Annotated in this window: 8 protein-coding genes; 1 reads left to right on the forward strand and 7 read right to left on the reverse strand. The window is 61.7% G+C overall.

Annotated elements, in window-relative coordinates; genetic code table 11:
* Positions 1-90 precede the first annotated feature (90 nt).
* The gene (locus OKC31_RS15690; RefSeq protein ID WP_247823702.1) at positions 91-1,218 is read left to right on the forward strand and encodes a multidrug effflux MFS transporter; all 1,128 of its coding nucleotides are present in this window, start codon (positions 91-93) and stop codon (positions 1,216-1,218) included.
* Between the two features lie 4 nt (positions 1,219-1,222).
* Here OKC31_RS15690 and OKC31_RS15695 read toward each other — a convergent pair whose 3' ends face one another.
* From OKC31_RS15695 to OKC31_RS15725, 7 genes are all read right to left on the reverse strand, one after another.
* Positions 1,223-1,906 carry a response regulator gene (locus OKC31_RS15695; protein WP_270657154.1) on the reverse strand — a complete coding sequence of 228 codons (684 nt, stop codon included), beginning with the start codon at positions 1,904-1,906 and terminating at the stop codon, positions 1,223-1,225.
* 58 nt (positions 1,907-1,964) lie between these two features.
* Complete coding sequence (locus OKC31_RS15700; protein WP_005355773.1) at positions 1,965-4,553, reverse strand: sensor histidine kinase; 2,589 nt, start codon at positions 4,551-4,553, stop codon at positions 1,965-1,967.
* Positions 4,554-4,679: 126 nt separating this feature from the next.
* Positions 4,680-5,207: a potassium-transporting ATPase subunit C gene (locus OKC31_RS15705; RefSeq protein WP_247823701.1), complete on the reverse strand. Its 528-nt coding sequence runs from the start codon at positions 5,205-5,207 to the stop codon at positions 4,680-4,682.
* Positions 5,208-5,269: 62 nt separating this feature from the next.
* Entirely contained in the window at positions 5,270-7,327 is a 2,058-nt protein-coding gene (gene kdpB / locus OKC31_RS15710; protein WP_005355771.1) for a potassium-transporting ATPase subunit KdpB, read from the reverse strand.
* A 67-nt stretch (positions 7,328-7,394) separates the two neighbouring features.
* Positions 7,395-9,089 carry a potassium-transporting ATPase subunit KdpA gene (gene kdpA / locus OKC31_RS15715; RefSeq protein ID WP_247823700.1) on the reverse strand — a complete coding sequence of 565 codons (1,695 nt, stop codon included), beginning with the start codon at positions 9,087-9,089 and terminating at the stop codon, positions 7,395-7,397.
* Positions 9,090-9,447: 358 nt separating this feature from the next.
* Positions 9,448-10,797 (reverse strand): glutathione-disulfide reductase, encoded by a 1,350-nt coding sequence (gorA, locus tag OKC31_RS15720; protein WP_100652171.1) that lies wholly within the window; start codon positions 10,795-10,797, stop codon positions 9,448-9,450.
* Positions 10,798-10,873: 76 nt separating this feature from the next.
* Entirely contained in the window at positions 10,874-12,841 is a 1,968-nt protein-coding gene (locus OKC31_RS15725; RefSeq protein ID WP_247823699.1) for an ATP-binding protein, read from the reverse strand.
* Between the last annotated feature and the right edge of the window lie 16 nt (positions 12,842-12,857).

Here is a 12,857-nt window from a genome sequence, read left to right on the forward strand (position 1 = left end):
GTCCGATTTTTGATGTTTATAGTCCTGCTTATTGTAATCGGACAATCGGTATCTCTCTAGAATGGCGACCTCTTATGAAGGAGGTTTGTCATGAACAACAAGTTGCCACCGCTCTGGCTGGTGGTGGGATTGATGATGTTTCCCCAGATCGTGGAGACCATCTACAGCCCGGTGCTGACCCACATCGCCACCCAGTTTCAGGTGAGCGAGGGGCAGGCATCCCAAACCCTGTCGGTCTATTTTCTGGCGTTTGCGGTGGGCGTGGTCTGCTGGGGACGGCTCTGTGATCTGATCGGGCGGCGCCCCGCCATGCTGGCGGGTCTGCTCACCTATGGCGTCGGCACCTTGCTGGCGCTGTTGGCCAACCAGTTTGAAACCCTGCTGCTGGCCCGGGTCATCTCGGCCTTTGGCGCCGCGGTGGGATCCGTGGTGACCCAGACCATGCTGCGCGATAGCTATCAGGGCAGCGATCTGGCGCGGGTCTTCTCGGTGATGGGCATTGCGCTCTCACTCAGTCCGGTGCTGGGGTTGCTCAGTGGCGGCCAGCTGGCGAGCTGGTTCGGCTATCTCGGGGTGTTCAGCGGTCTGCTGGTCCTGGCGGTAGGCTTGCTGCTGGTTGCCTGCTGGCAGCTGCCGGAAACCCGCCCGGCCACCACCCGGAAAGTCGCACTCTGGCCGCTGGCGTGCCGGATGATGAAGGATGGCGGGCTCTGGCGCAGTGCCATGCTGGTCGCCCTGTTCAACACCATGCTGTTTGGCTACTACAGTCTGGCCCCATTCCTGTTTGCCGGATTGGGATTGAGCACCGGCGAGTTTGGCTATTCGGGGATCTTGCTGGCGCTGGCGACTCTGCTCGGCAGCCTGCTCAACAAGCATCTGCTGGGGAGGGGGTGGCTGCCGTCCTCTCTGGTCAGACTGGCTTGCGCTCTGGCGCTGGTCGCCGGGCTGCTGGTCTGGGCGAGTCAGTCCAGCCTCTGGTTCCTGTTGCTCATGATGGGTGTGGTGGTGGCCTTCGGGCTGGCTATCCCCAATGTGCTGAGTCAGGCGCTGCTGGCCTATCGCGAAGTAGCGGGCAGCGCTGGCGCCCTGTTCGGGCTTGGCTACTACCTGCTGCTCAGTCTGGGGTTGGCGGTGGCGGCCGGATTGCAGGATCTCGGCCTGTTGCTGAGTGGCTGCGGTCTGCTGGCGCTGATTTGCAGTGGGCGTCGTTCCACGTGAAACGTCAGTTGCCGATAAAGCGGTAGCCGATACCGGATTCGGTCTCGATAAGCGTCGGTTGCTGGGGGTTATCCCCCAGCTTTTTGCGCAGACTGGCGATGACGATGCGCAGGTAGTGGGTGTCCTCCTTGTGGCTCGGCCCCCAGATGTCGTTGAGCAGCTGGGTCTGCATCACCAGCTTGCCGGGGTGGCACACCAGCGCCTGCAGCAGGGCAAACTCCTTGCGGGAGAGGGGGATCTCCTCGTCTTTCATGGTCACCTTGTGGCTGCTGACATCAAGCGTCAGGCCGCATTGGGGGAAGTGGCGCCGCTCGCCGCTGCTGACGCCCGCCCGTTGGCGCAACAGCACGCGAATGCGAGCCATCATCTCGCCAATGCCGAACGGCTTGCTCATGTAGTCGTTGGCCCCGGTATCCAGCAGCCGCACCTTCTCTTGCTCCGAATCACGGGCCGACAGCACCAGCACAGGATTGGGGTGGTGTTCGCGAATGGCCTGCAACACCTGAATGCCATCGCCGTCAGGCAGGCCGAGATCGAGGATCACCAGATCGGGGTTGAGGTGGCGGTATTGCTCCAGCCCTTCATTGACCCCCACCGCCTCACTCACCTGATGGCCCTCGGCAATCAGGCTGATCCGCAGAAAGCGACGGATCGCCGCTTCATCATCTATGACCAGAATGTGCGCCATCGAACCTCCAGAGGCGAATGGTGGGAGGGGCTGAGTGACCCGATCTGGCGGTCAACCATCAGACCTCCGGTGAATTGAGTGCGAGCGGCAGGGAGATGCGCATGCAGGTGCCGTTGCCATTGGGGCCGGAGAAGGCCCAAATCTTGCCGCCGTGGGCCTCTATCATAGCGCGGGAAATGGCGAGGCCAAGCCCGGTGCCACGGCTACCGCAATCGCCAACCGGCTGGGTGTAGAAGAGGTTGAAGATCTTCTCCCGATCCGACTCGGCGATACCGACCCCGATATCGATGATGTCGATGATGAGGTCGGGTTCGGCCACCATCACCTTGAACTCGATAGGGGTGCCAGCTGGTGAGTAGCGGGAGGCGTTGTCGAGGATATTGACCAGCACCTGCTCGATCAGGGCGCCATGGACATAGAGTTGGGGCACATGCTGATCGAAATGGACCAGCAGCTTGTGCTGGCGCCAGGAGGAGTCGAGCCGCTTGCGGGCGCTCTCCACCAGATCAGCCAGATCGACCCAGTCCCGTTTCAGCTGGAAGTCGGGGGAGCCGATGCGGGTCATATCCAGCAGATTCTGTACATAGCTGTGCAGGCGGCGAGCCTCCTCCTGCACCGAGTGGAGCAGTTCGTCGCGGTCTTCGGCGGGGATCCGGTCACCATATTCCAGCAGGGTGCTGCCGGCGCCCATGATGGTCGCCAGCGGCGTTTTCAAATCGTGGGAGACCGAGGAGAGCAGGGCCGCGCGCATCCGGTCGGTCTCCGCCTGCAACTGGCTGTCGGCCAGCCGCTCGTTGAGGTCGATCCGCGCCAGTGCGGCGCGAATGTCGGTGAGCAGCGCCTGCAGCTGATGTTCGGCAGAGGAGGAGAGCGGATTGGCCAGCGTTATGCCGATCACCAGATCGTCGCTGAGATGGTGATACTGGGCCTCGGCAGCATTGAGGGTGGCGGTGTGGGCTCCGGCGCTCTGCTTCTGGGCCAGACACCAGTCGATGGCCGCCTTGTCGGTCTGCCCGGGCCTGTGCTTCTCGTTGCCGAGCCTGTCGTTGAACTCCTTGTCGATCACCACGGTTGGCTGGCCTAGCGCCAGTGAAATGGCCTGGGCTCCTTGTCTCAAAACCTCCTCCGGGCTGCTGGCGGTGGCCAGCCCCTGACTGAGGGAGAGCAGAGCATTGCCCAACTGCTGGGTCTCGCGCAGACCGATCAGCTGTTGCCGCTGGCGGGAGGCGAGCCGCCCCGCGGTCATGCCGACGATAAGCAGCACAAACAGGGTGAGCAGATCGCTGTGGTTGGCGACGCTCAGGGAGAAGTAGGGGGCGGTGAACAGCAGATTGTGGGCGATAAAGCCCAGTACCGCCGCCAGCGTGGCGGGTACCAGACTGGTGGTGAGGGCAGTCGCCAGCACCCCCAGTACAAAGATGAGCGGCAACGCCGCGGGCGGCAGCCAGTAGGAGAGCCCCCAGGCGGCGGCCGAGGTGATCCCCATGATGGTCACCGCCAGCAGGCTGTGGTGAATATCCTTCGGGGTCGGGACGCGCATCCCCACTTCGGGCTTCTGCTTCTCGGTATCGACCAGCGTGATTTCGAGCCCCTGAGCCTGCTTGAGCAGGTGTTGCACCAGCGAGCGACGCCACGGCGCCTTGTGGGGTTTGCCGAGCAGCAGCTGGGAGACCTGCTGCTGTTCGGCGGTCTCCAGCAGGGTGTTGGCGACCGCCGGGCTGGATAGCGTCAGCACCTTGGCACCGAGGTGGGAGGCGAGCGCCAGCGCCTGCTCCACATCGGCCGAGCGGCGGCCATTGCTGTCGACATGCACCACCAGCCACGGGAGCTGACGGCGCTGGGCAAAGCGGTGGCCGTAGCGCACCAGCGCCGAGCCGTGCAGGTCACCGAGGCAAACCATCAGCTTGCCCCGCAGCGGCAAGGTGCTCTTGCCTGCTGCCTGCCACTGCAGTTGCAGATCGCCCTCCACATGGCTGGCGGCGGTCTGCATCGCCAGCTCCCGCAATGCGGTGAGGTTGTTGAGGGAGAAGAAGGATTGCAGCGCCGCCTTGGCCTGATGGGGCACATAGACCTTGCCCTCCTTGAGTCGGCCAAGCAGCTCCTTGGGGGGCAGGTCGATCAGCACCAGACTGTCGGCTTCCAGCAGCACCTGATCGGGCAGAGTCTCTTTCACCCTGACCCCGGTCAGCTGCCACACCAGATCGTTGAGGCTCTCCAGATGCTGCACGTTGAGGGTGGTGTAGACGTCGATCCCGGCGTTGAGCAGCTCCTCCACATCCTGCCAGCGCTTCTCGTGGCGGCTGCCGGGGGCGTTGCTGTGTGCCAGCTCGTCCACCACGGCGATGGCCGGTTTGCGGGCGAGCAGGCCGTCGAGATCCATCTCCTCCAGTCGCTGCTGGCGGTGCATGTGGATCTTGCGCGGCATGATGGCGAGCTTGTCGAGCAGAGCCAGGGTCTCCTGCCGGCCGTGGGTCTCCACCACGCCGATCAGGATGTCGACCCCCTCTTTGGCCTGCTCCCGCACCGCCTGCAGCATGGCGTAGGTCTTGCCGACGCCGGGAGCGGCGCCGAGAAACACCTTCAGCTTGCCCTTGTGCTCCTGTTCCAGGCTCGCCAGCAGGGCGTCGGCCCTTACCTCATCACGCATCCCCATGCTCCTGCATCAGACTCGCCAGCAGGGCGTCAGCGCTTGCTACATCAGCCATTGTTATCCCTATCGAGCCAACCGCCCGTATCGAAAATCGAGGTCATCACCAAACCGGAATGGGCGCCATCAGGCGCCCTTTTGATGATCCAGTTGCAGATTCAGCTGGAGAATGTTGACCACCTGCGGGCCAAGGATACCAGCTTGTGTGGCCGACTTGACCTGCTCCGTCAGTTGGGCGGGATCCAGTCCACGTTCTTTGGCGACGCGGTCGACCTGAGCCAGCACCGCATCCAGCGGCAAGTGGGGATCGAGGCCGGAGGCGGAGCGGGTCAGCATGGCGGGGGAGCTGGTTTCAGGCTGTGCCTTGGCTGCCTGTTCGGCAAACTCTGCCCGCAGTGGTGAACTCATCCCCAGATTGCTGGCGCTGCCGCCAATGGTGTTGAAGTCGCTGGCGGAGGGGCGGGGATGGAAGTAGTCAGCCCGCTCGAATTTCTGCCCCAGCAGGGCGCTACCGATCAGTTGCTGCTTGCTGTCGGTCAGCTGGCTGCCGTTGGCCTGCCAGGGGAACAGCAGTTGGGCCAGCCCGGTGACCGCCAGCGGATAACCCACTCCCAGCAGCAGGGTGAGGGTCAACAGGGTTCTGATTGCTATCATGATTCGCTTGCTCCAAAAGGATGGCTGGGGATGCGGGTCTGACCCGCATCCCGGTTACGTCGTTACACCAGACCCAGGCCGGTAATGACCAGGTCAATCAGCTTGATGCCGATAAACGGCACCAGCAGGCCGCCGACACCGTAGATCAGCAGGTTGCGGCGCAGCAGGCTGGCGGCCGAGCCTTTCAGGTCGACACCGCGCAGAGCCAGTGGCACCAGCGCCACAATGATCAGGGCGTTGAAGATGATGGCCGACAGGATGGCGCTCTGCGGGCTGCCCAGCTGCATCAGGTTCAGTGCCCCCAGTTGCGGGTAGGCAGCGATGAACAGGGCTGGCAGGATGGCAAAGTACTTGGCCACGTCGTTGGCGATGGAGAAGGTGGTCAGGGCGCCACGGGTCACCAGCAGCTGTTTGCCGACCAGCACCACATCCAGCAGCTTGGTGGGGTTGGAGTCGAGATCCACCAGATTGCCCGCCTCCTTGGCGGCCTGGGTACCCTCGTTCATGGCCAGCCCCACGTCAGCCTGCGCCAGTGCGGGCGCATCGTTGGCGCCATCACCGCACATGGCGACCAGACGGCCATCGGCCTGCTCCTGCCGGATATAGGCGAGCTTCTTCTCCGGCGTCGCTTCGGCGATGAAGTCATCCACCCCGGCTTCGGCGGCGATGGCGGCGGCTGTTTTCGGGTTGTCACCGGTGATCATCACGGTGCGGATCCCCATGTGGCGCAGGATCTGGAAGCGAGCCTTGATACCGGGCTTGATGATGTCCTTGAGGTAGACCACCCCCAACAGTTTCTCCTGAGTGCAGACCAGCAGCGGAGTCCCACCCTGACGGGCGATGCTGTCGACTGACTTGAGCACCAGCTCAGGCACCGCCTTGCGGTCGAGGCTGAGGTAGTTCAACACGGCATCCACCGCACCCTTGCGATATTGATGACCGTTGCGATCCAGCCCGCTCAGCCGGGTCTCGGCGCTGAAGGGGATCACCTTGTCGCTCTCCAGCTGGCTCGGCTTGGCCATGCTCTTGCTGGCCAGAGTCAGGATGGATTTACCCTCCGGGGTATTGTCACCCAGCGAGGCCAGCATGGCGGCTTGTGCCAGCAGGGCGGGGTCGACACCCGGTGCCGGGATCAACTCGTCGGCCATCCGGTTGCCGAAGGTGATGGTGCCGGTCTTGTCCAACAGCAAGGTGCGCACGTCACCGGCCGCTTCCACGGCACGGCCAGACTTGGCGATGACGTTCAGCTTCACCAGTCGATCCATGCCGGCAATGCCGATGGCGGAGAGCAGGCCGCCGATGGTGGTCGGGATCAGGGTGATGAAGAGGGCGATCAGGTAGAGGCGCGGTACCTGGGTGCCGTTGTAGTCGAGGAACCAGGGCAGGGTCGCGACCACCAACAGGAAGATGAGGGTCAGCCCGACCAGCAGGGCGTCGAGCGCCATCTCGTTGGGAGTCTTCTGGCGCTTGGCCCCTTCCACCAGTGCAATCATTCGATCCAGCGTGCTCTCGCCCGGATTGTTGCTGACGCGCACCCAGATCTCGTCGGAGACGACCGTCGTATTGCCGGTCACGCCGCTGCGGTCGGTGCCCGACTCGCGGATGACGGGGGCGGATTCGCCGGTGATGGCGGCCTCGTTGACCGAGGCGATACCGGCGATCACTTCGCCGTCGGCCGGGATCATCTCACCGCTGCGTACCAGCACCAGATCCCCCTTCATCAGGCTGGTGGCGGGGACCCATTCGCCCTGACCATCTTTGGCATTAGCCACCCGGCGGGCCTTGAGCTGGCTCATGCCCGCTTTCAGGCTATCGGCGCGGGCCTTGCCGCGCCCCTCGGCCAGGGTTTCCGCGAAGTTGGCAAACCAGAGGGTCAGCCAGAGCCAGGCGGTCAGCTGCCAGGCAAGCGAGGGGGCGACGCCGGAGAAAGGCTGCCCCAGCAGGGACTCCACGGTCGCCATGACTGCGGCCAGCCAGAGGGTGAACAGGATGGGACTGCCAAACAGCGCCTTGGGATTGAAGCGATAAAGGGCCTCAACCATTGCCTGGATGATCTGTGATTTCTGTTTTTTGCCCTTCACCAACATGGTGTCGGTGCTCATTGCAGTGGACTTGCTCATTGGAAAGCTCCCAGCATCAGATTGTTGGCCATTGGCATCTGGATGGTGATCGACAGGGTCAGGTTCATCAGAGTGCCCCTCCGATCAGGCTCAGATGTTCGGCCACCGGGCCCAGTGCCAGCACCGGCAGGAAGGAGAGGCCACCTATCAGCAGGACGGTGATGATCAGCAGGGTAACGAACAGCGGGCCGCTGATGGGGAAGTCCCCTTCGCTCGTCTCCTGACGGGGCGCGCGGGCCAGCTGACCGGCGATGGCCAGTACCGGAATGATGTAGCCGAAGCGACCGAGCAGCATGGCCAGACCGATGGCGATGCACTGCCAGTTGTCACCGGCGGCAAAACCGGCGAAGGCGGAGCCGTTGTTGCCGGCAGCCGAGGCGTAGGCATAGATAAGGCGTGACAGACCGTGCGGGCCATCATGGCCGATGATGGTGCTCGCATCCGGCATCAGCAGGGTGACACCACCGATCACCAAAACCCCCACCGGCATGACCAGCATGCTGGCGACGACCCACTTCATTTCGGTGATGCCGAGGCGTTTGCCCAGATAGGTCGGGGTGCGTCCCACCATCAGGCCGCACAGGAACACGGTCAGCAGTACGAACAGCATCATGCCGTAGATACCGGAGCCGACCCCGCCGAAGATGACCTCACCCAGCAGCATGTTGATCATGCCCACCATGCCGCCGAGCGGAGTAAAGCTGTCGTGCATAGCGTTGACGGCACCGTTGGAGGCGGCGGTGGTCGCCACTTCCCAGATGCTGGAGAGCACAGGGCCGAAGCGGCTCTCCTTGCCTTCCCAGTTGCCAGCCATGTTGCTGGCGTCAGTGGTGAGCTGGGCGAGGGCGGGATCCGGTTTCAGCTCCTGGGAGAGGGAGACGAAGAGCCCCAGCACCAGCATGAGGGTCATGGCGCCGAGAATGGCGCGGCTGTGGGCCATGTCTTTAACATAGCGGCCCAAAGTAAAGACCATGGCGGCGGCGATGGTGAGCAGGGCGACCATCTCCAGCCAGTTGGAGAGGGCGGTCGGATTCTCGAACGGATGTGCCGAGTTGATGCCGAAGAAGCCGCCGCCGTTGGAGCCAAGCTGCTTGATGGCGATCTGCGAGGCTGCCGGGCCGAGGGGCAGCAGTTGCTCCTGACCCTCCACACCGTGGAACGGCAGATAGGCGGAGAGGCTTTGCGGAACACCTTGCCATACCAGCACCAGCGCCATGATCAGCGCGATGGGTAGCAGCACATAGAGGCAGAAACGAACCAGATCCTGCCAGAAGTTGCCAAGGTTGATGGTCTGCTGACGGGCGATACCGCGGAACAGGGCAATGGCGACGGCGGCGCCCGTCCCTGCGGAGACGAAGTTCTGGGTGGTCAGGCCCACCATCTGGCTGAAGTAGGAGAGGCTGGCCTCACCGGAATAGGCTTGCCAGTTGGTGTTGGTCATAAAGCTGACTGCGGTGTTGAAGGCGAGTTGCCAGCTCAGACCCGGCAGTTGTTGCGGGTTGAGGGGCAGCAACCCCTGCGCCATCAGGATCAGGAACAGCAGACCGAAACCGGCGCCGTTGAAGGCCAGCAGGCTGAGGGCGTAGGACTTCCAGTCCTGCTCCCGCCCATCGGTGCCACAGCAAGCCAGTGTGGCGCGCTCGACCGGTGCCAACCAGCGGATTTTGCCTTCAAATACCCGGTAGATGTAGTTGCCCAGCAGCGGTGCCGGCAGCAGAACCAGCAGCACGAAGGCCACCGGATAGATTATTTCTTGCCACATGTTCTAGTTCCTCACTCGTGACTGCGCGTGAGTGCGCGCATCAGATAGGCCATCAAGGCGAGGACGAGCAGCAGATATAGCCAATTCATATCGACTCCATTGAGATAATTAGCTGCGAGAGCCGATGTAAGACCATATCGACTCTGTTGGTGTCATTGACGCTGGAAAGGGTATGTAAAACAGGCGTAAAGGCGCCATAAAGCGCCATGTGGCAGGCGTAAAATCGGCGTAAAGAACGACGGATTTGCGAGAGAAATAGCGAGGAGGGATCAAAAAACCCGGCCTGAGCCGGGTTTGGGGGAAGGGGTTACATGGCTGTAGAAGCAGGCTGCTCGTGACAGGCCAACTTCAAACGTACCTATCGCATTGTCACGAACTCTTCAGCGCTGGTCGGATGGATAGCCACGCAGTTGTCGAAGTCCGCCTTGGTGGCACCCATCTTCATGGCGACGCCGAAGCCTTGCAGGATCTCGTCCATCGCAAAGCCGATACCGTGCAGACCGACCACCTTCTCTTCCGGGCCGACACAGACCAGCTTCATCCGAGTGGGCTGGCGATGCTGGGTCAGTGCCGAGTACATGGCGGTGAACTGGCTGCGGTAGACCTTCACCTGGTCCTCGCCGTATTCGGCGATGGCTTCCGGTTCGGTCATGCCTATGGTGCCGATGGGCGGGTGGCTGAACACCACGGTCGGTACCAGATCGTAGTTGAGGTGCTCGTTCGGCTTGTTGTTGAACAGCCGTTCGGAGAGGCGACGGCCCGCCGCGACGGCTACCGGCGTGAGCTGGATGCGACCCGTGTTGTCACCCACTGCATAGATGTTGGCGACGGCGGTGTTCTGGAACTTGTCGGTCGGGATAAAGCCCTTCTCGTCCAGCGTGATGCCAGCGGCAGCCAGATTGAGGTTGTCGGTAGCCGGTACCCGGCCGATGGCCCAGATCAGGCAGTCGACGGTGAGATGGCGGCCATCTTCCAGTTGCAGGGTCAGGCTGTTGTCAGCGTTCTTGAGCACGGCTTTGGGAATGGCGTGGGTGTGCAGCTTGGGCCCTTCCTGCGCCATGATTTCGACCAGTGTCTCGTGGATCATGGGGTCGAAGTTGCGCAGCGGCGCGTGCTTGCGCACCACCAGATGGGTCTCTGAGCCGAGCGCCTGCATCACCCCGGCGATCTCGACTGCGATGTAGCCAGCTCCAACCACGGCAACCCGCTTGGGTTGGCTTTGCAGATCGAAGAAACCGTCGGAGTCGATACCCAGCTCGGCACCCGGGATCGCCGGAATTTCCGGGCGGCCACCGGTAGCGATCAGGATATGATCGGCCGTGTAGTGCTCGCCATTAACCTCGATGGTGTTGCTGCTGACGAAGCGGGCGAAGCCCTTGATGACGGTGATCTGGTTCTTGCCCAGCACGTTCTGATAGGACTGGTGAATGCGGCCTATGTAGGCCTGGCGGGACTCGACCAGCTTGGCCCAGTTGAAGTGATTGAGGGTGGTGTCAAAGCCGTAGTCGGCGCCATATTTCAGGGCATCGGCGATCTGGCCGGCATACCACATGGCCTTCTTCGGTACGCAGCCTACGTTGACGCAGGTTCCACCCAACTCTTTGGCTTCAATCAGGGCAACTTTCTTACCGTACATGGCAGCCCGGTTGGCAGAAGCAATACCGCCGCTGCCGCCGCCGATGGCGATATAGTCAAAATGCTGTGCCATTGCGAGGTTCTCCGCTCATTAAGAATGCAATCACAGCATGATGGGGATAAAGCGGCTGGCTCACAAGAGCCAGCGCTCAGTTATGTTGGATCGGCAGGCGAATATGGAACTGGGCGCCCTGGCCCGGTTCGCTGGCACAGCTGATACGGCCTTTCAGCAGTTGCACCACCAGGTTGTAGATGATGTGGGTGCCCAGACCGCTGCCGCCCTGACCCCGCTTGGAGGTGACGAAGGGATCGAAGATGCGCGGCAAGATTTCGGGCGGGATGCCGCGGCCGTTGTCCGAGTAGTCGATCAACAGCTCTTCTCCCTGCTGTTCCACCTTGATGGTGATCTTCTTCGGTTTGTCCCAGCTGTCGAACCCGTGGTTGATGGAGTTGAGGATCAGGTTCGAGTAGATCTGGGTAAAACTGCCCGGGAAGGAGAAGATCGACAGCTTGGGATCGCACTGGATATCCACTTCGCACTGGCTCTTCTTCAGTTTGTGGCCAAGCGAGACCACCACCTGATGGAGGTTGTCGGCGAGACTGAAGTTGTAGCGCGCTTCCGATGACTGATCGACAGCCACCTGCTTGAAGCTGGCAATCAGCTCGGAGGCGCGCCGCAGGTTGCTCTGCAGCAGTTGCATCGATTCGTCGAGGTTGACGGTGAACTCGTTGAGATAGGAGCGCGACAGCTGCTTGGAGTCGATATGGGACTTGAAGTCGGCGACCCGCTCCTGCAGGTAGGAGGAGGCGGTCACGCTGATGCCGATCGGAGTGTTGATCTCGTGTGCCACCCCGGCCACCAGCGAGCCGAGGGAGGCCATCTTCTCCGACTCCACCAGGGTTTGCTGGGCCTGTTTCAGGTCGTCGTACGCCTTGCCGAGCTGGTTGTTGGCTTCGCTCAGGCTGCGGGTGCGCTCTACCACCTTGCCTTCCAGCTGTTCGTTGAGCTGGATTATCTCCCGCTCTACCTTTTTCAGCTGGGTGATGTCGTAGCCGAAGCCGATCTGGTACTTGAGGTTGGGGCCATCGTAGAAGGGGACGAAGGTCCATTGCAGTACCAGCTCATGGGCCTGCTGGTCATGCATGATGACCTCTTTGTCTGATAGTGAACCTTCCGCTGCCAGAATATCGTTCAGCTCTTCCCGTTGCGCCGGGCTGACAAAGAGATCCAGCCAGTTGTGCTGCAACAGCTCCTGCTGGTGGTAGCCAGTCAGCAGTATGGCTGCCGGGTTGATGCTGGCGATGGTCAAATCCGGTTCCATGCAGCAGATGACCATGTTGGCGGAGTTGATCAGGGTGGCGGAGAAGTCCCGCTCCTTTTGCAGCTGTTCCACCGCCTGATGGCGGGCAACCAGCTCGTCACGCAGTCGGGTACGCATCTGGTTGAGGGTGGAGACCAGGGTATCCAGCTCATCGGGTTTCTTGCGTGGCTGCGGGCGGCCTTCCAGCTCCAGCGCCATGTCGAGCCGATCGAGGTTGAACTTCTGGGCGTAGTTGGCGATGCGGTTGATGTGCCTGACCACCAGATAGTAAATGATGATCAGGATGCAAAATGAGACCACCAGGGTCTTAATGGTCTGGCTGACCATGATCAGCACCGATTTTTCGATGAGGCGCTGGTAGATCTGCTCGAGAGAGGCGGCAACGAACAGCTTGCCGACAATCTCCCCCTGATAGGTGAGGTTGAATTCTCGGGAGATATCATAGCTTTCCCGCTCGACCCCCTGGGTCAGCAGCGGGACTTCGGAGTTGCCGAGCATCTCCTTGACCATCACGAACTGCATATTGGGCAGGTTCATGATCCCTTCAATTTGCACTTTGACCTGCTCTTCATCTAGGTTCCACAAGCTGGCGGCGATGGGTTGCAGGAACGAAGCCTCGATCTGGCCGATGCTGTCTTCGATGACGGCGACATCCTTGCGGTAATCCCAGGCGAGTTGCAGCGCCGTAATGATCATCGCCAATACGGTACTGCAGACCAGAATGTAGGAGAGCAGGCGATATGAGAGTCCGTTGCGGCCTACGGCCCTGGCGGTCTTGGAGAAGAGTCCTGACATGGCGTCCTTGCGGTCT

The organism is Aeromonas sp. Y293-4 (assembly GCF_027705905.1).
GTDB classification, from domain to species: Bacteria; Pseudomonadota; Gammaproteobacteria; order Enterobacterales; family Aeromonadaceae; genus Aeromonas; species Aeromonas veronii.